The organism is Micromonospora sp. USAFONa4 (assembly GCF_057197825.1).
The window spans coordinates 2,662,204-2,683,738 of the sequence record NZ_CM170072.1 but is presented as its reverse complement, the minus strand read 5'-3'; the positions used below and the strand labels follow the sequence as shown (position 1 = coordinate 2,683,738).

Below are 21,535 nucleotides of genomic sequence, written 5' to 3'. Positions count from 1 at the left end.
GTCAGTCGAAGAAGCGGGCCAGGTGGGCGGGGGTGGGCCCGTCCGCGTCCTGGGGCAGCGGGGTGAGGTCGGCGAAGATCGAGGCGCCGTCGCAGCCGACGTGCAGCGGATACCAGCGCGGGGTGCCCGGCGGGCGCTGGAGGCAGACGCCCTTGACCGTCTGCACGTCGAGCAGCCGGACGTGGGTCGGGTCGGCGACGGCGTTCACGTGCCGCCACCACGGGCTCATCACGTGCAGCACGCCACCCGGCCGGAGCGCCCGGTGGCACTCGTCGACCAGCGGCAGGAAGTCGATCAGGTGCTCCAGGATGTGCACCGCGAAGAAGACGTCCACCGAGTCGTCGGCCAGCGGCAGCGAGCCGGAGAGGTCCGCCACCGCGTCCACCCCCGGGGCCGGGAAGATGTCCAGCCCCAGGTTGCCCGGCCACTGCTTGGTGGCGCCGCAGCCCAGGTCGACCACCACCGGGTCGCGCCCGCCGACGCGTACCCGGCACCAGACGCCGAGCACCCCGGCGAGCCGGCCGACCCGGTCCCGGACCAGGCGCAGCTCGTCCTGCCCGGCGACCTCGCCGCTGAGGTGGGCCACCCCCCGGTCGAAGCGCACCTCGACCGCGAGGTCGCGCAGCCGCTCGTCGTGCCGGGCCTGGTCGACCCAGGCCTCGGCGAGGAATCCGTCGACCGCCCGCAGCCGCTCGGCCGAGGGCGGGTTCTGTGCCAGCGCGACCATCCGGGCCACCTCCCGCCGGCCGATACCCGGATCCCCGCCCGTCATGCCCGCTCTGCGTCGCCAATCTCGCGCGCCGCGATCCCGGCCGGCGCCGACGGTCGGCCGTGCGATTCCGGCCGGCGTCAGCCGCCGATCGTCCGCCGGGGGCGTCCGCCGCCGCGCATCCGCTGCCGGGGCGGCGGGGCGGCCGCCTTGGGCCGCTTGAGGTGGTAGCGGTGCAGCTCGCTGTTGCCGGGCATGGACGGGTCCTCGCTCATCGCGACCAGCTCCCAGCCCTGGTCACCGGCCCGGTTCAGATGGGCCAGCGCGGTGTCGCCGTAGGGCGTCACGTCGACCATGGAGCCGTCGGGGCCGTACCAGACGAAGACGATCTCCCAGCCGATGTCGGTGGTGGCCGCCTGGCGGCGGCGGACCAGCAGCGCGTACTCCCACTTGAGCATGGGGTCATTCTCACCCGCCGCGAGCGGGTCGGCACGGATCAATCCTCGGCGATCCTTCCGGCGGCCACCCGCAGCCGCCGGTTCGTGGTCACGGCGTCGAGCATCCGCCGGTCGTGGGTGACCAGCAGCAGCGTGCCCGGGTAGCTGGCCAGCGCGGACTCCAGCTGCTCGATGGCGGGCAGGTCCAGGTGGTTCGTCGGCTCGTCCAGCACCAGCAGGTTCACCCCGCGTCCCTGGAGCAGCGCCAGCGCCGCCCGGGTCCGCTCGCCCGGCGACAGGGTCGCCGCCGGCCGCAGCACGTGCCCCGCGCGCAGGCCGAACTTGGCCAGCAGCGTGCGCGCGTCCGCCGGCGACAACTGCGGTACGGCGGCGCCGAACGCGTCGATCAGCGGCACGTCGCCGAGGAACAGTCCCCGGGCCTGGTCCACCTCGCCGACCACCACGCCCGGGCCGAGCGCGGCGTGCCCGGAGTCGAGGGGGAGCCGGCCCAGCAGGGCGGCGAGCAGGGTGGACTTGCCGGAGCCGTTCGCCCCGGTCACCGCCACCTTGTCGGCCCAGTCGATCTGGAGGGTCACCGGGCCGAGGGTGAAGTCGCCCCGGCGTACGACGGCGTCGCGCAGCGAGGCCACGACGGCGCCGGCGCGGGGCGCGGCGGCGATCTCCATCCGAAGCTCCCACTCCTTGCGCGGCTCCTCGACCACCTCCAGCCGCTCGATCAGCCGCTCGGTCTGCTTGGCCTTGGCCGCCTGCTTCTCGGTCGCCTCCGCGCGGAACTTGCGGCCGATCTTGTCGTTGTCGGTGGCCTTGCGGCGGGCGTTCTTCACGCCCTTCTCCATCCAGGCCCGCTGGGTGCGGGCGCGCGCCTCCAGCCCGGCGCGGGTGTCGGCGTACTCCTCGTAGTCCTCCCGCGCGTGCCGGCGGGCGACCTCGCGCTCCTCCAGGTAGCCCGCGTAGCCGCCGCCGTAGTGCCGGACCTGCTGCTGGTGCAGGTCCAGCTCCAGCACGCGGGTGACCGTGCGGGCGAGGAACTCCCGGTCGTGGCTGACCAGCACGGTGCCGGCGCGCAGCCCGGTGACGAACTCCTCCAGCCGCTCCAGGCCGGCCAGGTCCAGGTCGTTGGTCGGCTCGTCGAGCAGGAACACGTCGTAGCGGCTGAGCAGCAACGAGGCCAGCCCGGCCCGGGCCGCCTGGCCGCCGGAGAGGCCGGTCATCGGGTGCTCCAGGTCGACAGTGAGCCCCAGCTCGGCGGCCACCTGCTCGGCCCGTTCCTCCAGGTCCGCCCCGCCGAGGGCGAGCCAGCGCTCCAGGGACTCGGCGTAGGCGTCGTCGGCGCCGGGCGCGCCGTCGGTGAGCGCGACCGTCGCCGCGTCCAACGCGGCCTGCGCGGCGGTGACGCCGGTGCGCCGGGCCAGGAAGTCCCGCACGGTCTCGCCGGGCCGCCGCTCGGGCTCCTGCGGCAGGTGCCCGACGCTCGCCGTGGGCGGGCTGAGCGTCACGCTGCCGGCCTCCACCGGCAGAAGTCCGGCGAGGGTACGCAGCAGCGTCGACTTGCCGGCCCCGTTCGGCCCGACCAGCCCCACCACGTCCCCCGGTGCGACCACCAGGTCCAGCCCGGCGAACAGTGCCCGGTCCCCGTGCCCCGCGGCCAGCCCCTTGACGATCATCGTCGCGCTCATCAACCCCCGACCCTATCCGCCCCGATCGCCCACCCTTGCTTCGCGCCCCGGGAGGTACGCGGCACACTGCTCGGGTGGTGACCACACTGGCGATCGACTGTGGCGGCGGCGGGATCAAGGCATCCGTGCTGGACGAGGCGGGCACGATGCGCGCCCGGCCGCTGCGGGTGCCCACGCCGTACCCCCTGCCGCCGGCGCTCTTCGTGAAGACGCTGCTGGACCTCGCCGGCCGGCTGCCCACGGCGGACCGGCTCACCGTCGGCCTGCCGGGCATGATCCGGCACGGGGTGGTGGTCGCCACCCCGCACTACGTGACCCGCTCCGGGCCCCGGTCGAAGGTCGACCCGGGCCTGGTCGCCCAGTGGTCCGGGTACGACGCGCGGACCGCGCTCGCCGAGGCGTTCGGCGTGCCCGCGCTGGTGCTCAACGACGCCGAGGTGCACGGCGCCGGCGTGGTCGCCGGGACCGGCTGCGAGCTGGTGCTGACCCTCGGCACCGGGCTGGGCAGCGCGCTCTTCGACGGCGGGGTGCTCGCCCCGCACCTGGAGCTGTCCCACGCGCCGGTGCGCTGGAACACCACCTACGACACGTACGTGGGGGAGCCGGAGCGGCGCCGCCTCGGGGACGCCTTCTGGTCCCGGCGCATTCGTCAGGTCGTGGACGGGCTGCGCCCGGTGTTCCGCTGGGACCGGCTCTACCTGGGCGGCGGCAACTCCCGGCTGATCCGCCCCGAGCAGCTCGTGCGGATGGGCGACGACGTGGTGGTGGTGCCCAACACCGCCGGCATCGTCGGCGGCGTACGCGCCTGGGAGCTGGCCGCCGGCCGGCACGGCGCCCCCACCTGACCCCGGCCCGCGCGGCTCCCGGCCCCCGGGAACAGTCGCGGTACGGCTGATGTTGTGCCAGCGTCGGGACAGTGGCGCGACACGAGGGGGTGGGTCGGATGGACCTTCTGGCCGAGTACCGGCGGGCGACCATGTTCTTCGAGGCCGGTGACCCGACCGGGGCGGCCCGGCTGCTCGAGCCGATCGTCGAGGCCGAGCCCGGCAACGCCTCGGTACGTCAGCTGCTCGCCCGCGCGTACTTCCAGTCGGCCCAGCTCAACCGGGCCGAGGCGCAGCTGCGGGAGCTGATCGACCGGGACCCCGCCGACCACTACGCCCACCACGTGCTGGGCCGCACGCTGGAGCGGCTCAACCGGCACGCCGACGCGCTGCGGCACCTGCGCATCGCGGCGGCCATGCACAGCGGCAACGACGACTACCGCACCGCCCTGGACCGGGTGCAGACCCGGGTCGAGGGCACCCGCTGACGGCGCGGACGAGGGCGGGGCAGCTCCACCGGGCTGCCCCGCCCTCGTGCTCGTACAAAGACGCGCAACGCCGAGCGCCGGGGTGATCAGGACGCCATGGAGGTCAAAGTCGTCGGATGACGTCCATGGCGTCCTGATCACCGGACATCGCGGCGGCGGCGTCGGGCGGCCTACCATCGGCGTCATGGGACGTGAGCTGGCGGCGGGTGTGCGGTGAAGCTGAAGCTGGACCTGCACGACATCTTCAACAAGGGCCAGGACATCGACCGGGCCCTGCGCGGGATCATGGACGAGGCCGTGGCGAAGAAGGCCACCCTGGTCGAGATCATCCCCGGCAAGGGCTCTGGCCAGCTCAAGAAGCGGGTGCTGCGCTTCCTCGACCAGAAGGACGTCAAGCAGCTCTACCACCGCGTCGAGAAGGACTCGAAGAACTTCGGCCGCCTCTTCGTCCACTTCCGCTGGAAGTAGCGCCGCCATGGTCGACGACGCGCCGCTCTCGACGGACGAGCTCCTGGACATCGTGGACGAGCACGATCGGGTGGTGGGTCAGGCCCGGCGGGGCGTCGCGTACGCCCGTCGGCTGCGGCACCGCTGCGCGTTCGTCCTGGTGCGCAACGCGGCCGGCGAGATCTTCGTGCACCGGCGCACCGAGCGGAAGCTGGTCTTCCCGTCGCTGTACGACATGTTCGTCGGCGGGGTGGTCGGCGCGGGCGAGTCGTACGACGAGGCGGCGCGGCGCGAGGCGGAGGAGGAGCTGGGCGTGTCGGGGCTGCCCGCTCCGACGCCGTTGTTCAGCTTCCTCTACGAGACGCCGGAGCACACCTGGTGGTCGGCCGTCTACGAGGTCCGCTGCGACGCGCCGGTGCACCCGCAGGCCACCGAGGTCGCCTGGCACGCCTTCCTCAGCGAGGAGGAGCTGGACCGGCGGCTCACCGAGTGGGAGTGGGTGCCCGACGGCTTGGCGGCGTACCGCCGGTTGCTGGCGTGGCGGCGCGGGCGACCCGGCCGGGACGGATGACGCCGCGCGGGCGGTGCGGGCGGTCGCGTGCCCGCACCGCCCGCACCTGCGCTACGCCGCCGCCCGCGACACGGCCGAGGTCGACGCCGAGGTCCTCGCCGACCCCCGGCGACCTACAGCGGGTAGGTGCGGGCCACCGCCAGCATCTCCGAGCTGTGCGAGCCGACGATCCCCACGCCCGGCGGGCGGGCCCGGAAGCCGGGCAGCGCGTCCAGGCCGTCGCTGGCGTCCATCGCGCGCAGCGCCACCTGTCCCGCCTTCGGCGTCACGGTGAGCGTCACCTCGATCCCCTCCGGCGGCGGGGCGTGGAAGACCAGGCCGAAGCCCCAGCGCCCCTCCCGGGCCTCCACCGGCACCGCCCGGCCGGCCACCTCCGCCCGCAGCACCGTGGCCGTCGCCGCGTCGACGTGCAGGGTGGTCAGCCGGACCTGGCGTTGCGGGACGAGCCGCAGGCGCAGGGTGCGCTCGGTGCCGGCGGTGGTGTCGGCGAGCACCTCCAGCTTGGGGGCGGGCAGGTTCGCCGCCTGCGCCGGGCCGGCGCGTAGCTCGGCGTCGCCCAGGCCGGGGAAGTCGGCGACCTCGGTCACCCCGTCGACGTAGCCGTCGGTCCAGGGCTGGGGGTCCTCCTCGTGGCTGAGCCAGCGGGCCTGGCCGGTGCCGGCGTCGAGGGCATACATCAGGTGGGTGGGCGCGGGGTGCGCGGCGTCGAAGCGGTCGACGGCGAACCCGACTCCGGCGAGGACCACGGCCGCCAGCGTGGTGGCGGCGGCCGGCAGCGCGCCGAGGCGGCGCGCGCGCAGGGCGGCCATCGCCCGCTGCCCGCCGGCCTGCGGGTGCAGCAGGTCGACCACCGGCAGCGCGGCGAGGCCGAGCAGCACCGCGACCAGCGCCGCGACCCCGCCCATGGCCATGCCGAGCGCCGGGAAGAGCAGGACGACGGTGGGCAGCAGGATCACCACGGCCACCGCGGCGGCCAGGGTCGTCGCGACCACCGGCCACGGGCCGTCGATCCGCACGCTCAGCGCGACCAGCCCGGCGAGCGCGCCGGCCAGGGCCGGGAGGGTGACCAGGTACGCCCCGCCGGGCACCAGCACGGCGAGCAGCACCCCGAGCACGGCCAGCCAGCCCAGCCCGCCGACGGCGAGCGCGGCCGGGCCGACCCGGCGGCGGGTCAGCGCGTACCAGGTGAACAGGACGGCGGCGGCGAGCGCCACCACGGCCAGCCGGTACCAGGTGGGCCGGTACGGGTCGAGCAGCTCGGCGTAGCCGGGCCGCAGCGCGGTGATCGCCGCCCAGAGCAGCTGCGCGGCGAGCGGGGCGAGCACGAGCGGCAGCAGCGCCAATCCGAACCCGGCGGCGAGCCGGCCCCCGGTGGTGCGGCCCCGCCGCAGGGTGAGCCAGCCGAGGGCCGCCACGGCGGCGAGCGCGAGCAGCGCCAGGGGCAGGACCAGCCAGCCGGGGTAGCGGACCAGCCCGCCCGGGACGGGGAAGTAGGTGGCGTCGTGCCCGGAGTCCAGCGCCCTCAGGTCGACGCGGCCGAACTCGCGGGCCAGGCCGAGGGCGTTGTCGCCGTGGTGCTGGAGGCTGGCCCGGTCCATGGCGGCGGGAGTGTCCAGGGGGGTGTGGTAGATCGCCCCGCCGTCGATGTACGCCGAGTTCAGCCCGACGAAGTCGTTGTCGAGGAACGCCGTGAAGTCGGTGTCGTTGGGCAGCGCGCGGTAGATCTCCACCGCGAACGAGGTGCCCACGGGGTGCGGGGCGGCCCGGCCGAAGGCGTCCACCAGGGCGGCGTTGTCCCGCGACGTCTCGAACATGATCACCGGGCCGGTCGAGCCGCGCGCCTCCAGGTTGAGCACGACGCCGCCGCCGGCGGCCAGCGGGTGGCTGGACGCGAACGCCGCCGCCCCGCACAGGCACGCCTCCTCGGCGTCGGTGAGCACGAAGACGATGTCGTTGCGCGGCCGGGGGCCGGCGGCCAGGGCGCGGGCCACCTCCAGGATGGCCGAGGTGCCGGCGGCGTCGTCGTTGCCGCCCGGCCCGGACTGCACCGAGTCGTAGTGCGAGACGAGGAAGACCTTGCCGGTGGGATCGGTGCCGGGCAGCCGGGCCACCACGTTGCGGACCCGGGCCAGGGTGGCCCCGCCGGCCGCCCCGCTGAGCTGGCCGGCCTCGGGCGCGACGGTGTCCTGCACCTCGGTCTCCAGGCCGAGGCCGCGCAGCACCCCCTCGACGTGGGCGCGGACCTGGTCGTTGGCGGGGCTGCCCGCCACGTGCGTCCGCGCGGCGACGACCTCGACGTGCTCGTACGCCCGGGCGGCGCTGAATTCGCCCGGCGGCGCGTCGGCCGGGCGCGGTGCGGGGGTGCGCAGGTCGAGCAGGGTGCCGGCGCCGACGGCGACGAGCGCGGCGAGCGCCGCCGCGGCGGCGGCCAGCCGGCGACGGGGCCGGGCCAGCGCGCGGTCGGCGGGGCGGGTGGGGGGTGCGCCCACGGGGTCTCCTCGGGACTGGTCTCAGGTGGGCACCATCCTGCACCCCGGCGGCCGTCGGCGGGACTCCCGGTGTGGGCGCGGGGAGCGCGGACGCCCGCTTTGCCCCTCGCCGCACAGTGATCCGACCCATGCCCGCGCATGCGGAGCCCGTCGTGTTGTGTGCGAACGTTGTCTAATACAGGATCAGCAGGGCACTCGGAAGGAGCCCGACATCACCAGCGATCTCCCGCGTCTCGCGGCGGTGACCCGGCCGCACCGGGGAACCGGCCTGGCCGGTTCCTCCGTCGCGCCGTACCCGCACGGCGGCATGGGACGTCATCCCAACCTGCCTCCCGGCGAGCGGCTGCGGGTGCTGCTGGTGGAGGACGACGAGGGCGACGCCTTCCTGGTCGGTGAGCTGCTCGCCGAGACCAACTCGATGATCGACCTGCTGGTGGCGACCAGCCTCAGCGAGGCCCGGCAGCGCGTGATGGGCGTCGACTGCGTCCTGCTCGACCTGGGCCTGCCCGACGCGCAGGGCCTCGACGGGCTGCGTCAGGTGCTGGAGATGGCCAGCGGCGCCGCCGTCTGCGTGCTGACCGGCCGCTCCGACGAGCACCTCGGCATCGTCGCGGTCGCCGAGGGCGCCCAGGACTACCTGGTCAAGGGTCAGGTCGACGGCGTGCTGCTGACCCGGGCGCTGCGCTACGCGGTGGAGCGCAAGCGGGCCGACGAGAACGCCCGGCGGCTGCGCGAGGTCGAGCTGCGCCAGGCCGAGTCCGCCCGCCTCGAACGGGGCCTGCTGCCCCAGCCGCTGATGACCACCGACGTGGTCGCGGTGCACACCTTCTACCGGCCCGGCCGGCACGCCGCCCTGATCGGCGGTGACTTCTACGACGTGGTGCAGACCCGGCCCGACCGGCTCGACCTGATCGTCGGCGACGTCTGCGGGCACGGCGTGGACGAGGCGGCGCTCGGCGTCGAGCTCCGGGTCGCCTGGCGGGCGCTGATCCTCGCCGGTGTGCCCGACGACGAGGTGCTCCCGGCGCTGGAACAGGTGCTGATGAGCGAGCGCCGGCTCCAGGAGATCTTCGCGACCGTCGCGACCGTGCGGCTGGACCTCGACGCCAACCGGGCCACCGTCCGGCTGGCCGGGCACCCGCCGCCGCTGCTGCTCGCCGGGGGCAAGGTGGTGCCGGTTCCGGCACCGGGCGGCCTGCTGCTCGGCGTACGACCCCGCCGGCCCGTGGCCTACGACCTGGAGTTCGACACCGATGACTGGTCCCTGTTGATGTACACCGACGGCCTCATCGAGGGCCGGATCGGCGAGGGCGACGAGCGCCTCGACGTGCCGGGCCTCAGCGGTCTGCTCGCCGATCCGGCGACCCTCGCCGTGCCGCTGTCGGAGCTGCCGGCCTGGCTGGTCGGGCGCGCCGAGCAGCTCAACGGCGGTCCGTTCGCCGACGACGTCGCCATGCTTCTGGTCAGCCGGGGCGGTGGCCGGTGACGCGCGTCGGCGACTGGACCCTGCGCCGGCGGGTCGTCACGCTGCTCACCGTCGTCGCGGTCCTGCTGATCGGGCTGGCCGGCGGCGAGGTGGCGCTGGCGGCGAAGAACCGGACGCACATCGACGCGATCCTGAACAAGACCGGCCCGCTGCGGGTGCAGGCGCAGGAGCTGCTGAACGCGTTGCTGGACCAGGAGACGGCGGTCCGCGGCTACGCGGTCAGCGGCAACCCGGCCGACCTGACGCCGTACGAGGCGGGCCGCAAGCGCGAGCAGGACCTGGTCGCCTCGATGCAGCGGCTGGTCGACGACTATCCGGAGCTCCGGCAGGAGATCCGGCTGGTCGAGGAACGGGCCGAGGAGTGGCGCCAGGCGGTGGCGGTGCCGGTGGTCACCACGACGCAGCAGAACGGCACGACCGCGGGGCAGGCGCTCATCACCGACCAGGCACGGGAGCAGTTCGACGAGGTACGCGGCGCCGTTGACCACCTCCAGCAGGAGATCTTCGAGGCCCGGCAGCGCAGTGCCGAGGACGTGCTGCGGACGAGCAACCTGCTGGTCGTCCTGCTGATCGCCGCCCTCGCGGTGGTGATCATCGCCGGCAGCATGCTGCTGGTCTCCCTGGACAAGATGGTGATCCGCCCGCTGACCGGCCTCGCCGACCAGGTCCGCGAGGTGGCCGAGGGCGACTACCAGCACGGGATCGCCGGCGCCGGCCCGCCCGAGTTCCTCCGGCTCGCCGAGGACGTGGACGCCATGCGGCGCAAGATCGCCAAGGACCTGGCCGAGGTACGGGAGGCCCGGGAGCGGATCGAGTGGGTCAACAGCCAGCTCCAGAAGCAGGCCGAGGAACTCACCCGCTCCAACCGTGACCTGGAGCAGTTCGCGTACGTCGCGTCGCACGACCTCCAGGAGCCGCTGCGCAAGGTGGCCAGCTTCTGCCAGCTCCTCCAGCGCCGCTACGCGGGGCAGTTGGACGAGCGGGCCGACCAGTACATCGCGTTCGCGGTCGACGGCGCGCAGCGGATGCAGCGCCTGATCAACGACCTGCTCGCCTTCTCCCGGATCGGCCGGCTCACCACCGGCTTCACCGAGGTCGACATGGACAAGGTCATGGGCGACGTGGCCGGCCAGACCGAGGCGGCCCGGCAGTACGCCGACGCGGAGCTGACCTGGGGCGAGCTGCCCGTCATCCGTGGCGAGGAGCCGCTGCTGACGAACCTGCTGGCCAACCTGGTCAGCAACTCGGTCAAGTTCCGCCGTCCCGACGTGCCCCCGAAGGTGCACGTCTCGGCCCGTCTCGTGGGCGACGAGTGGGAGATCAGCTGCCAGGACAACGGCATCGGGATCGAGCCGGAGTTCGCCGACAAGATCTTCGTCATCTTCCAGCGGCTGCACGCCAAGGACGCGTACCCGGGCACCGGGATCGGGCTGGCGATCGTCAAGAAGATCGTGGAGTACCACGGCGGTCGGGTCTGGGTGGACACGGGCACCGAGGAGGGCACGGCGATCCGCTTCACCCTCCCGGCGCTCCCCGAGGACGTCGAGGCGGCCGCCGCGTCGGCAGCCGATCCGGCGACCGGGGACGGCGTGGCCGGGGACGGCGACGAGACGCCCGTGGACGCCGACGAGTCCGCCGCCGGGGCCGGCACGGGCGGTGCCCCGGCGCAGGCCGACCGGCGCGACGACGAGACGGAGACCACGGACGGGCCCGGCCGGGCACCGGAAGGCGGTAGAACGGGAGACATGAGGGAGACGGTGGGATGACCGCGCCGGCGGACGGCAAGAGCCCGATCGAGGTCCTGCTGGTCGAGGACGATCCGGGTGACGTGTTGATGACCCAGGAGGCGTTCGAGGAGCACAAGCTCCGCAACCGGCTGACCGTCGTCTCCGACGGCGCCGAGGCGCTCGCCTACCTGCGGCGGGAGGGCCAGTACGCCGACGTGGTGCAGCCGGACCTGATCCTGCTCGACCTGAACCTGCCCCGCCGCGACGGCCGGGAGGTGCTGGAGGAGATCAAGAAGGACGAGCAGCTCTGCCGGATCCCGGTGGTGGTGCTGACGACCTCCCAGGCCGACGAGGACATCCTGCGCAGCTACCAGCTGCACGCCAACGCGTACGTGACGAAGCCGGTGGACTTCGAGCGCTTCATCTCGGTGGTCCGGCAGATCGACGAGTTCTTCGTCAGCGTGGTGAAGCTGCCGCCGCGTGGCTGACACCCTGCTCGACGACGTCGGTGGTCTGCTGCGCGAGACCGCCGACCAGGTCGTGCTTCCGCTGTTCCGCAAGCTCGACGACGCCGACGTGAGCGAGAAGGCGCCGGGCGACCTCGTCACCGTCGCCGACCGCCGCGCCGAGGAGGTGATCTCGGCGGCCCTGCGCCGGCTGCGCCCCGGCTCGGTCGTGGTGGGCGAGGAGGCGGTCGCCGACGACCCGGGCCTGCTGGAGCACCTGCGCGCCTCCGGCGACGTGTGGCTCGTCGACCCGGTCGACGGCACCTCGAACTTCGCCGCCGGCCGGCAGCCGTTCGCGCTGATGGTGGCGCTGCTGACCGACGGGGATCCCGTCGCCGCGTGGGTGCTCGACCCGCTCGCCGGGACGCTGGCCGCCGCGCGGGCCGGCGAGGGCACCTGGCTCGACGGCCGGCCGGTGCGTACCGGCGACCGGGCGCCCGCGCTCGACGCGGTGCGCGGCGCCGCGATGTCGCACGCCCTGCCGGCCGCGCCGCGCGCGCTGGTCGAGGCGGGCGGCGCGCGGCTGGGCGAGATGCTGCCCGGCCAGCACTGCGCCGGCCGGGAATACCTGGACGTGCTGACCGGGGACCAGGACTTCGTGCTCTTCTGGCGCACCCTGCCGTGGGACCACGCCCCGGGCGCCCTGCTGGTCCGGGCGGCGGGCGGGGTCGCCCGGCGCTTCGACGGCACCGACTACCGCCCTGGGGACGACGGCCACGGCCTTCTGGTCGCCGCGAGCGAGCAGGTCTGGGTGGGCGTGCGCGAGGCTCTGCTCGACGGCGCGTGACGCGGTTGCGACCCTGCGTGGACGTCCGACGGTCCGGGCGTTCGCGGGCCTGGCCGGGCGTGCTCCGTCCGGTATCCTGACCGCCGGTCTCCGCCAGCAGGCCGCCGACCGGCGCCCGGCGGGGGCCGCCGCCGCGCCGTGTTGTCATCCGGGGCCGGCGGCCGACGGAAGGATGCTTTCGTGCGCAGGACCATGCCCGTCGGGCGTCACGGCCGCCCGCTGACCGCCCTGTCGGCCGGGCGGCGTGCCCGCCGTCCGCTGACCGCCCTGCTCGTCGCCGTCACGCTGTTCTTCGGCGTGGGCGCCGTGCCGGCGTACGCGGAGCCCAACGAGGGCGGCACCAAGAAGCTCCGGGACGCCCTGGAAGCCACCGCCAAGGCGCACATCGAGGCCAAGGGGAAGCTGGAGAACTCCAAGGTCCGGCAGAAGCGGCTGGCCGTGCAGCTGGGCGCGGTGGAGGTCCGGCTGGTCGAGCTGACCGCCCAGGTCGGCGAGGTGGCCGCGCAGTCCTACCGGCTGGGCCGGCTGACGCCCACGTCGATGCTGCTCAACAGCGCCTCCCCGGAGGCGTTCCTGGACCGGGCGGCCAGCCTCGACCTGATGGCACAGCGCGACAGCAGGCGGCTGCGCAGCCTGATCGAGACGCGGGAGCAGGCGCGGCAGGCCAAGATCGCCATCGACACCGAGGTCCGGGAGCAGCAGAAGCAGCTCGCCGTGATGGCGAAGAAGAAGAAGGAGGCCGAGGCGGCGCTCGCGGAGGTCAGCTCGGGCAGCAGCGGCGGCTTCAGCGGCGGCAACTCCACCTCGGCGAAGCCGGCCCCCCGCAACTCGGACGGGTCCTGGCCGTCGGAGTCCTGCTCGGTGAACGACCCGACCACCTCCGGCTGCATCACCCCGCGCACGCTCAACGCCCTCAAGCAGACCCAGGCCGCGGGCTACAAGCGGCACGTCTCCTGCTACCGCAGCGGCGGCTCCGGCGAACACCCCAAGGGCCGGGCCTGCGACTTCTCGGCCGCCACCGGCGGGTTCGAGGACAAGACCGCCACTGGCGGGGACAAGTCGTACGGGGACAGCCTCGCCGCCTGGCACGTGCGCAACGCCAGCCGGCTGGGCGTGCTCTACGTGATCTGGTACCGGCAGATCTGGCACCCCGGCACCGGCTGGCGGGCGTACGGCGGCAGCGGCAGCCCCGCCGCCGACCACACGAACCATGTTCATCTCTCGATGTACTGACCCGGGCGCCCAGTTTTCCTGCGTACCATCGCGCGGGTGAGCTCCACATCCTCCGACGTCACGGTCCCGCCCGCCACTCCGGCGGCCTCGACCGCCCGGGCCCTGCCCAACGGCCTCGCCGCGTTCCTGGTCTTCTTCTCCAGCGGAGCAGTCCTGGTGCTGGAGACCGCCGCGCTGCGGCTGGTCGGGCCGTACGTCGGGGTGACCCTCCAGGTGACCAGCTCGGTCATCGGCATCGCCCTGGCCGCCATCGCCTACGGCGCGTGGACGGGCGGCTGGCTGGCCGACCGCCGCAACCCGAGGGCGATGCTGGCTCCGGCGCTGGTGCTGGCCGGCATCGCCACGGCCGTCACCCTGCCCGTCGTCCGGTACGCCGGCGAGGTGCTGCGCGGCGGGGCGGCCTCGGCCATCCTGCTGCTCGTCGCACTCGCCGTCTTCGTGCCGGCGGCCCTGCTCGCCGCCGTCACCCCGCTGGTCGTCAAGCTCCAGCTCGCCGACCTGCGGCGCACCGGCCAGGTCGTCGGCCGGCTCTCCAGCGTGGGCACGCTTGGCGCGGTCACGGCCACCCTGGTCACCGGTTTCGTGCTGGTGGCCGCGCTGCCCAGCACGGTCATCCTGTTCGCCCTCGCGGCCGCGCTCGGGCTCACCGGGCTCGGCCTCGGGGTGTGGCTGCGCCGCCAGGACCGCGCGGAGCTGCCCGGCCCCGCCCGCGCCAGGGCCGCCCTGGCGGTGCTCGGCCTCGTCGGCGCCGGGCTGACCACCGTCGCCCCGAACCCGTGCGACATCGAGACCGCCTACCACTGCGCCAGCGTGGAGGTCGACCCCGGCCGGGACTCCGGCCGCACCCTGCTGCTCAACTCGGCGCAGCACTCGTACGTGGACCTCGCCGACCCCACCCACCTGGAGTACGCGTACACCCGGTGGATCGGGGCGGTGGCCGACGTGGTCGCCCCGAAGGGGCAGCGGCTCGACGCGCTGCACCTGGGCGGCGGCGGGTTCACCGTGCCCCGCTACCTGACCGCCACCCGTCCGGGCACCGACAACGTCGTGTTCGAGATCGACGGCGGGCTGGTGGAGCTGGGCGAGCGGCAGCTCGGCGTACGCCAGGGGCCGGACCTGCGGGCGGTGGTGGGTGACGCCCGGCTGCTCGTCGCGGGGGAGGCCACCGACAGCCGCGACCTCGTGGTCGGCGACGCGTTCGGGCACCTGGTGGTGCCCTGGCACCTCGCCACCCGGGAAATGGCCGCCGAGGTCCGCCGGGTGACCCGCCCGGGCGGCGTCTACGTGCAGAACGTCATCGACTACCCGCCGCTGCGCTTCATCCGCAGCGAGCTGGCCACCGTCGCCGCCGAGTTCCGGCACGTCGCCCTGATCGCCCCGGCGGCGGCGCTCGCCGGCCAGGAGGGCTCGAACTTCCTCATCGTCGCCTCCGACGCCCCGCTGCCGCTGGAGGCGGTCCGCGCCCGGCTGGCCGAGGTGCGGGAGGACGCCAGCCTGCTGGCGGGCGCCGACCTCACCGAGTTCGTCGGCGATGCGCTGGTGCTGACCGACGACTACGCGCCCGTGGACCAGCTCCTCGCCACCGCCTGAACGGGTGAATCGCTGACCGATTCCGACCCTTCAGGTGTAGCCGGGTCGGTCCGGGGCAACAACGATCCTCATGGGTGGACCGATCCGGGACGGCGCACAACTGCTGGGCGAGCGGTACCGGCTGATCGAACAGCTGGGGGCGGGCGGCATGTCCGTGGTCTGGCGCGGCTACGACGAGGTGCTGGGCCGGCAGGTGGCGGTCAAGGTGCTCGCGTCGCGGCTGGCCGCCGACCGCGCGTTCCGGCACCGCATCCGGATCGAGGCGCAGGCCGCCGCAAGGCTGTGCCACCCCAACATCACAAACGTCTACGACTACGGCGAGTCGGAGCAGGTCGGCCTGACCGTGCCGTACGTCGTCATGGAACTGGTCGACGGGGAGTCGCTGACCGGCCGGCTGCGCCGGGGCAGTCTGCCCTGGCGGGAGGCGGTGACGATCGGCGCGGAGGTCACCTCGGCGCTGGCCACCGCGCACGCCCGTGGCGTGGTGCACCGCGACGTCACCCCGGGCAACGTCATGCTGACCGCCACCGGTGTGAAGGTGGTCGACTTCGGCATCTCCGCGCTGGTGGGGGAGAAGGAGAAGGGGCCGGACGGCGCGCTGCTCGGCACCCCCGCGTACCTTGCCCCGGAGCGGCTCGACAACGGTCAGGTCTCCCCGGCCACCGACGTGTACGCGGTCGGCCTGCTGCTCTATCGCATGCTCACCGGCCGGCTGCCGTGGCAGGCGAGCACCACCACGCAGATGCTGCGCGCGCACATGTACAACGAGCCGGAGCCGATGCCGCCGGTGCCGGGGCTGCCCGACGAGGTGCGCGAGCTCGTGAGCCGCTGCCTGGCCAAGCGCCCGGGCGACCGGCCCGCCACCGCCGAGGTCGCGCGTACGCTCGCCGAGGCCGCCGGCATGATCGCCCCGGTGCCGGTCTCCCCCGCATCGGGGCCCGTGGACGAGGACGCGCTGGCCGCCGCCGGCACCACGATCCTGCCCTGGTCCGCCGCGACCGACGCGCTGCCGTTCTCCCGTACGCGCAACCGGCGCGCGGCGACCCGGCGCCGGCGGATCGAGGCGGGGGTGGCCGCCGCCGGGCTGGTGGCTTTGACCGCGGCGTTGTGGGGGGTGACCTCGCACAGCCCCGCCAGCGGCGGCATCGACCAGCCGACCGAGGCGCGGATGGGGGCGGAGACGCCGCCGCCCTGCCGGGTCACGTACGCGCTGCGCACGGACTCCGGCAAGGACTTCGCCGCCGAGCTGACCCTGACCAACGTCGGCAAGCGCGAGTTGCGCGACTGGCGGCTCAGCTTCACCTTCCCCAGCCAGCAGACGGTGACGAAGGCGACCCCCGTCCCGGTGCGCCAGCAGGGGCGCACGGTGCTCGTGGAGCCGGCTGCGGAGCGGGCCGCGCTGGCCCCGGGCGCCTCCGAGAAACTCACCCTGACCGGCCGCCACGGCGGGGCCAACCCGCTGCCGCTGGAGTTCCGCCTCGGCGACGAGACCTGCGGCGCGCAGGTCTCCGGGGTGGCCGGCGCGGCGCCCAGCGTGGCACCCACCAAGGCGCCGGCCAAGGCACCGGTCAAGGCGCCCACCGTCAAGGCCCCGACGAAGAAGGCCGGCACGTCGGCCGGGAGTTCCGGCGGGTCGAAGGCCAGGTCCGACAACTCCGGCAAGGGCAAGGGCAAGGCGGGTGGTGGAAAAAAAGTAAGCCAGGAAACGGAAAGGGAAAGGGACACGGAAAGGGACGATGATGATGACGACGACTGAGCCCGCCGGGGTCAGCTGAACTCCGCGAACCGTTGCACCTGCTCGATGTCCCCCTCGACGATCAGCATGCTGCCCGGGGCGATCACGGTGGCGTCGGTGGCGTACCGGAAGCGTTCCCCGGGCAGCTTCACGCCCACCACGCGCACCCCGTAGCGCCCGGTGGGCGTCAGTTCCGAGAGCGGCCGGCCGAGCATCGCCTCCGGGGCGCACACCTTGGCGATGGCGAAGTCGTCGCCGAACTCGATGAAGTCGAGCATCCTGCTGACGATGAGGTGGGCCAGCCGCTCCCCGGTCTCCGCCTCGGGAAAGATCACGTGGTGCGCGCCGACCGAGTCCAGGATCTTGGCGTGCTTCGTCGAGGTGGCCCGCGCCCAGATCTGCGGTACGCCCAACTCGACCAGCGCCAGCACCGTCAGCACGCTCGCCTCCAACGAGGCGCCGATGGCGACCACCGCCCGGCCGAAGTCCGCCACGCCGAGTTGGCGCAGCGACCCCTCCTCGGTGGCGTCGGCCTGCACGACGCGGTCGAGCTGCGCCGACCACCGCTGCACCTGCTCCGGGTTGCGGTCGATGGCCAGCACCTCGTGGTTCATCGCGGCCAGCGCGCCGGACAGGTGACACCCGAACCGGCCCAGTCCGATCACCACGACACTGCCCTCGTCCGTCCTCCTAGCCGACAATGGGTTGCTCCTCCGGGTAGCGGTACAGCCGCCGGCGGGTGTTCAGGGCGAGCGCCGACCCGAGGGTCAGCGGCCCGATCCGGCCGACGAACATGAGAATGATCAGGGCGAGCTGGCCGTTCTCCGGCAGCGACGCGGCGACCCCGAGGCTGAGGCCGGTGGTGGTGAGCGCCGAGGTCACCTCGAACAGCGCCGCGTAGTAGGGGACTCCCTCGGTGAGGAAGATCAGCAGTACCGTGCCGCAGGCCACCAGCGCGACGCTGAGCAGGGCGACGGTGATGGCCTGCCGCTGGCTGGCGGTGGCCACCCGGCGTTTCCCGACCGTCACGTCCGGCTCTCCCCGTAGTTCCGCCCACATCACGAAGGCGAGCAGGAAGAAGGTCGTCACCTTGATCCCGCCGGCCGTGCTGGCGCTGCCGCCGCCGATGAACATCAGCGCGATGAAGAGGGGATAGCTCTCATCTTCCAGGCCGCCCATGTCCAGGACGTTGAAACCGCCGGTGCGGATGTACGAGTTCTGGGCGAACGCCACCAGGAGCTTGTCCCACCAGGTGTAGATCCCCAGGGTGCGCGGGTTGGCCCACTCGATGGCCAGCAGGGCGGTGAAGCCCACCGCCAGCAGTGTCAGGCTGCCCCAGACGGTCAGCTTGGTGGCGACCGCCCACCGGGTGGGGTGCCGCCACTCCCGTACCGCCTCGAAGAGCGCCGGGAAGCCCAGCCCACCGACGATCGTGCCGAAGGTCAGCGGCAGGGTGACCCAGGCGTCGGTGGAGAAGGCGACCAGGCTGTCGGTGTAGAGGGCGAAGCCGCCGTTGTTGAACGCCTGGACGGCGTGGAAGACGCTGTCCCAGAGGGCCCGGCCGAACGGGTAGTCGTAGGCGAGCCACAGCCGTGCGGTCAGGATCACGGTGATGACCGCCTCGCAGGCCAGCGCGAGGCCGGCGATGCGCAGCAGCAGCCGGCGTACGTCGCCGATGCCGAACTCGGCGGTCTCGGCCTGCACCAGCAGCCGGCTGCGCAGCCCCAGCCGCCGGGCCACCACGAGGATCACCAGGGTCGCACCGGTCACGATGCCGAGGCCCCCGACCTGGGTGAGCACGGTGATCATCACGAGCCCGAACCCGTTCCAGTAGTTCGGGGTGTCCACCACCGCCATCCCGGTCACCGAGACCGCCGAGGTGGCGGTGAAGAGGGCGGTCAGGAACGGGGTGTGCCGGTACTCGCTGGTGGCCCAGGGCAGCATCAGCAGTCCGGTGCCGACCAGGATCGTCACCAGGAAGCCGAGCGGCACGAGCCGCACGGGGTGACGAAGAAGCCGGCGCACCAGACAATCTTCCTTTTCCGCTGCGGATCGGGTGTGGAAACCGGCATCCCGAGGGTTCATCCGCCGGCCAGGCAGCGACCAACTCGCCGTCAACGCGGGCCTGTCTGCTGAGGCGGATTCCTCGACGACAAGGAGACTGCGTTGCGACGTACCCTTTCCGCCCTCGGCCTGGCCGGCGCCCTGCTCGCGGCGGCCGTGGCCGTGCCGGCGCTGACGGCCTCGGCCGCCCCGGCACCCGCCGCCGAGCGTGCCCGGGCGGCGGACCGGCCGCTCGTGATCGGTCACCGGGGCGCCAGCGGCTACCGGCCCGAACACACCCTGGAGGCCTACCGGTTGGCGATCCGGCAGGGCGCGGACTACATCGAGCCGGACCTGGTCGCCACCCGCGACGGCGCGCTGGTCGCGCGGCACGAGAACGAGATCAGCGGTACGACCGACGTGGCCGCCCGCCCCGAGTTCGCCGCGCGCCGGGCCACGAAGAGCATCGACGGCGTCGCGGTCACCGGCTGGTTCACCGAGGACTTCACCCTCGCGGAGCTGCGGACCCTGCGGGCCAAGGAGCGGCTGCCCAAGGTGCGTGTCACCAACACCGCCTTCGACGGCCGGTTCCAGGTGCCCACCCTCCAGGAGGTCATCGACCTGGCCCGGAGCGAGGGGCGGGCGCGGGGCCGGACGATCGGCGTCTATCCGGAGACCAAGCACCCCAGCTACTTCGCGTCCATCGGGCTGCCGCTGGAGGAGCCGCTGGTCGAGGTGCTGCGGCGCAACGGGCTGACCCGCCGCAACTCGCCGGTCATCATCCAGTCGTTCGAGACGGCCAACCTGCGCAAACTCGACAAGATGACCGACGTCCGGCTCGCGCAGCTCCTCGACGCCACCGGCCGCCCTTACGACTTCACCGTCGCCGGCGACGTTCGCACCTACCAGGACCTGGCGAAGCCGGCCGGCCTGAAGTGGATCGCCTCGTACGCCGACGGCGTCGGCGCCAACAAGAACCTGATCATCCCTCGGGACGCCACCGGCCGGCTGCTCGCCCCGACCACCCTGGTGCGGGACGCGCACCGCGAGCGGCTGATCGTGCACGCCTGGACGTTCCGGGCCGAGAACCAGTTCCTGCCGACCGACCTGCGCATCGGCGCCGACCCCAACGCTCGCGGCGACATCCAGGCCGAGTACGAGCTGTTCCTCACCCTCGGCCTCGACGGCGTCTTCACCGACCACCCGGACACCGCCGTCGCCGCCCGCGAGGGCCTCGCCCGCCGCTGACCTCCCCCGCACGGGCTTGCCGGAGATCTTGGTAGGAAACGGCCCCTCAAGGGGCACTTTCCTACCAAGATCTCGACGGTCCCGACCGGCCCGGTGTGGGTATCGGTGGCGCGGAGCGACACAGCATCACTTCCGTCGATGGGGCGGGCGCCCATCGCGGACGGGTGGGATCGCCACCGCGTCGGGATCGTTGTAACCCCCGACCACCCCACCCCTGTTACTTGTGTGTTTCGACCACATAGCCCGTGGGTGACGTCACTTCTAGCGTGAGCCGTCATATGAGTTCCCTACCTCCGAGTCCTCACGTGGAGTCGCAATGACGGTCCGGACGACGCGGCGGGTGTTCCTCTCCGCCGCCACGATGATGGCCGCGGCGCTCGCCGCCACGGCCTGTGGCAGCCCGCAGGACACCGCCTCCGGTGGCGGCGACAGCGCCGCCCCGGTGAAGGTTGGCCTGGTCTACTCCCAGTCGGGAGCCCTCGCCAGCTACGGCAAGCAGTACATCGAGGGATTCAAGGCCGGCCTCGACTTCGCCACCAAGGGCACCAACAAGGTGGGCGACCGGGCCGTCGAGGTCACCGAGGTCGACGACGCGGGTGACCCGGCGAAGGCGGTCTCCGCGGCCAAGGACCTGATCGGCAAGGGCAACAAGATCATCGCGGGCTCGACGGCTTCCGGCGTGGCCCTCCAGGTCGCCCCGATCGCCGCCCAGAACAAGGTCCTCTTCATCTCCGGGCCCGCCGCCACCGACGCGGTGACCGGCGCTAACAAGTACACGTTCCGTTCCGGGCGGCAGTCGTACCAGGACGTGGTCACCGCCAAGTCGTTCATCGGCGACCCGGCCGGCAAGAAGGTCGTGGTGTTCGCCCAGGACGGCGCCTTCGGCGACGCCAACGAGGCGGCCGTGAAGGCCGTCATCGGCGGCGCGGGCGCGGCCGTCAGCAGCGTCCGGGCGCCGGCCAGCGCCACCGAGTTCACCCCGTTCGCCAGCCAGATCAAGTCCGCCAAGCCGGACCTGCTCTTCGTCGCCTGGGCCGGCACCACCGCCCCCGCGATGTGGCAGACGCTCGACCAGCAGGGCGTGCTCTCCTCCACCACGGTCGTCACCGGCCTGGACATCCGCGCCTCGTGGCCGACCTTCGGCGCCGCCGGCAGCAAGATCTCCTTCCTGTCGCACTACTTCGACGGGGCCTCCGACAACGAGGCCGTGAAGGCGCTTAAGGCCAAGGTCGGCACTGTCGACCTGTTCCACCCGGACGGCTTCGCCGCCGCGCAGATGGTCGTACGGGCCATCGAGGAGGGCGGCGACGACGTCGAGAAGATGGTGAAGGCGCTGGAGGGCTGGAGCTTCGACGGGGTCAAGGGCAAGATGACCATCCGCGCCGAGGACCACGCGCTGCTCCAGCCGATGTTCCAGGCCAAGCTGTCCGGCAGCGGCACCGCGTTCACGGCCACCGCCCAGAAGGCGCTGACCGGGGACGAGTCCGCGCCGCCGGCCGTGGCGATGAAGGGCTGACA

Annotated in this window: 19 protein-coding genes; 13 read left to right on the top strand and 6 right to left on the bottom strand. The window is 73.4% G+C overall.

The genetic code is table 11. The features are described 5' to 3' along the window. Position 1: 1 nt before the first annotated feature. From AC0OO9_RS11550 to AC0OO9_RS11540, 3 genes are all read right to left on the bottom strand, one after another. Complete coding sequence (locus AC0OO9_RS11550) at positions 2-727, bottom strand: methyltransferase domain-containing protein (RefSeq protein WP_484517226.1); 726 nt, start codon at positions 725-727, stop codon at positions 2-4. Between the two features lie 122 nt (positions 728-849). Then, the gene (locus AC0OO9_RS11545; protein ID WP_357579586.1) at positions 850-1,167 is read right to left on the bottom strand and encodes a hypothetical protein; all 318 of its coding nucleotides are present in this window, start codon (positions 1,165-1,167) and stop codon (positions 850-852) included. 38 nt (positions 1,168-1,205) lie between these two features. Continuing rightward, the gene (locus AC0OO9_RS11540; protein ID WP_484517225.1) at positions 1,206-2,843 is read right to left on the bottom strand and encodes an ABC-F family ATP-binding cassette domain-containing protein; all 1,638 of its coding nucleotides are present in this window, start codon (positions 2,841-2,843) and stop codon (positions 1,206-1,208) included. Positions 2,844-2,917: 74 nt separating this feature from the next. Between AC0OO9_RS11540 and AC0OO9_RS11535 the strand changes: the two genes are divergently transcribed. The 4 genes from AC0OO9_RS11535 (at position 2,918) to AC0OO9_RS11520 (ending at position 5,173) form a co-directional block, all read left to right on the top strand. Next, a complete protein-coding gene (locus tag AC0OO9_RS11535; protein ID WP_132230825.1) occupies positions 2,918-3,688 on the top strand; it encodes an ROK family protein in 771 nt (256 codons plus the stop codon). A gap of 98 nt (positions 3,689-3,786) precedes the next feature. Further along, positions 3,787-4,155, top strand: coding sequence for a tetratricopeptide repeat protein (locus AC0OO9_RS11530; protein ID WP_484517224.1), 369 nt, complete (start codon positions 3,787-3,789; stop codon positions 4,153-4,155). Positions 4,156-4,368: 213 nt separating this feature from the next. Further along, a complete protein-coding gene (locus tag AC0OO9_RS11525) occupies positions 4,369-4,623 on the top strand; it encodes a Smr/MutS family protein (RefSeq protein WP_088987488.1) in 255 nt (84 codons plus the stop codon). 7 nt (positions 4,624-4,630) lie between these two features. Further along, entirely contained in the window at positions 4,631-5,173 is a 543-nt protein-coding gene (locus AC0OO9_RS11520) for an NUDIX hydrolase (protein WP_484517223.1), read from the top strand. 113 nt (positions 5,174-5,286) lie between these two features. On the opposite strand, the gene AC0OO9_RS11515 is transcribed toward AC0OO9_RS11520, so the two are convergent. Beyond that, complete coding sequence (locus AC0OO9_RS11515; protein ID WP_484517222.1) at positions 5,287-7,662, bottom strand: M28 family peptidase; 2,376 nt, start codon at positions 7,660-7,662, stop codon at positions 5,287-5,289. A 307-nt stretch (positions 7,663-7,969) separates the two neighbouring features. Between AC0OO9_RS11515 and AC0OO9_RS11510 the strand changes: the two genes are divergently transcribed. From AC0OO9_RS11510 to AC0OO9_RS11480, 7 genes are all read left to right on the top strand, one after another. Next, a complete protein-coding gene (locus AC0OO9_RS11510) occupies positions 7,970-9,148 on the top strand; it encodes a PP2C family protein-serine/threonine phosphatase (RefSeq protein ID WP_151456478.1) in 1,179 nt (392 codons plus the stop codon). Continuing rightward, positions 9,145-10,914 (top strand): sensor histidine kinase, encoded by a 1,770-nt coding sequence (locus tag AC0OO9_RS11505; protein WP_484517221.1) that lies wholly within the window; start codon positions 9,145-9,147, stop codon positions 10,912-10,914. Before AC0OO9_RS11510 ends, AC0OO9_RS11505 begins: the two co-directional genes overlap by 4 nt. Continuing rightward, positions 10,911-11,363, top strand: a complete 453-nt coding sequence (locus AC0OO9_RS11500; RefSeq protein WP_311413128.1) for a response regulator — start codon at positions 10,911-10,913, stop codon at positions 11,361-11,363. The genes AC0OO9_RS11505 and AC0OO9_RS11500 overlap by 4 nt, the downstream gene beginning before the upstream one ends. Continuing rightward, entirely contained in the window at positions 11,356-12,168 is an 813-nt protein-coding gene (locus AC0OO9_RS11495; RefSeq protein WP_484517220.1) for an inositol monophosphatase family protein, read from the top strand. Before AC0OO9_RS11500 ends, AC0OO9_RS11495 begins: the two co-directional genes overlap by 8 nt. A 192-nt stretch (positions 12,169-12,360) precedes the next feature. Further along, positions 12,361-13,401 carry a coiled-coil domain-containing protein gene (locus tag AC0OO9_RS11490; protein ID WP_484517919.1) on the top strand — a complete coding sequence of 347 codons (1,041 nt, stop codon included), beginning with the start codon at positions 12,361-12,363 and terminating at the stop codon, positions 13,399-13,401. A gap of 36 nt (positions 13,402-13,437) precedes the next feature. Beyond that, positions 13,438-14,991, top strand: coding sequence for a fused MFS/spermidine synthase (locus AC0OO9_RS11485; protein ID WP_484517219.1), 1,554 nt, complete (start codon positions 13,438-13,440; stop codon positions 14,989-14,991). 70 nt (positions 14,992-15,061) lie between these two features. Next, on the top strand, positions 15,062-16,747 hold the full coding sequence (locus AC0OO9_RS11480; protein ID WP_484517218.1) for a serine/threonine-protein kinase: 1,686 nt from the start codon (positions 15,062-15,064) through the stop codon (positions 16,745-16,747). Between the two features lie 11 nt (positions 16,748-16,758). On the opposite strand, the gene AC0OO9_RS11475 is transcribed toward AC0OO9_RS11480, so the two are convergent. Further along, complete coding sequence (locus tag AC0OO9_RS11475; protein WP_311413124.1) at positions 16,759-17,427, bottom strand: potassium channel family protein; 669 nt, start codon at positions 17,425-17,427, stop codon at positions 16,759-16,761. Next, entirely contained in the window at positions 17,417-18,751 is a 1,335-nt protein-coding gene (locus AC0OO9_RS11470) for a TrkH family potassium uptake protein (RefSeq protein WP_484517217.1), read from the bottom strand. The genes AC0OO9_RS11475 and AC0OO9_RS11470 overlap by 11 nt, the downstream gene beginning before the upstream one ends. A gap of 141 nt (positions 18,752-18,892) precedes the next feature. Here AC0OO9_RS11470 and AC0OO9_RS11465 point away from each other — a divergent pair, with 141 nt between their 5' ends. Both AC0OO9_RS11465 and AC0OO9_RS11460 read left to right on the top strand, forming a co-directional pair. Then, entirely contained in the window at positions 18,893-20,017 is a 1,125-nt protein-coding gene (locus AC0OO9_RS11465; protein WP_484517216.1) for a glycerophosphodiester phosphodiesterase, read from the top strand. Between the two features lie 316 nt (positions 20,018-20,333). Beyond that, positions 20,334-21,533 (top strand): substrate-binding domain-containing protein, encoded by a 1,200-nt coding sequence (locus AC0OO9_RS11460; RefSeq protein ID WP_132230839.1) that lies wholly within the window; start codon positions 20,334-20,336, stop codon positions 21,531-21,533. Positions 21,534-21,535 lie beyond the last annotated feature (2 nt).

Coding starts and splice junctions, on each gene's coding strand:
- AC0OO9_RS11550 (WP_484517226.1), bottom strand. CDS start 727: ATGGTCGCGCTGGCACAGAACCCGCCCTCGGCCGAGCGGCTGCGGGCG.
- AC0OO9_RS11545 (WP_357579586.1), bottom strand. CDS start 1,167: ATGCTCAAGTGGGAGTACGCGCTGCTGGTCCGCCGCCGCCAGGCGGCC.
- AC0OO9_RS11540 (WP_484517225.1), bottom strand. CDS start 2,843: ATGAGCGCGACGATGATCGTCAAGGGGCTGGCCGCGGGGCACGGGGAC.
- AC0OO9_RS11530 (WP_484517224.1), top strand. CDS start 3,787: ATGGACCTTCTGGCCGAGTACCGGCGGGCGACCATGTTCTTCGAGGCC.
- AC0OO9_RS11520 (WP_484517223.1), top strand. CDS start 4,631: ATGGTCGACGACGCGCCGCTCTCGACGGACGAGCTCCTGGACATCGTG.
- AC0OO9_RS11510 (WP_151456478.1), top strand. CDS start 7,970: ATGGGACGTCATCCCAACCTGCCTCCCGGCGAGCGGCTGCGGGTGCTG.
- AC0OO9_RS11500 (WP_311413128.1), top strand. CDS start 10,911: ATGACCGCGCCGGCGGACGGCAAGAGCCCGATCGAGGTCCTGCTGGTC.
- AC0OO9_RS11490 (WP_484517919.1), top strand. CDS start 12,361: ATGCCCGTCGGGCGTCACGGCCGCCCGCTGACCGCCCTGTCGGCCGGG.
- AC0OO9_RS11480 (WP_484517218.1), top strand. CDS start 15,062: ATGGGTGGACCGATCCGGGACGGCGCACAACTGCTGGGCGAGCGGTAC.
- AC0OO9_RS11460 (WP_132230839.1), top strand. CDS start 20,334: ATGACGGTCCGGACGACGCGGCGGGTGTTCCTCTCCGCCGCCACGATG.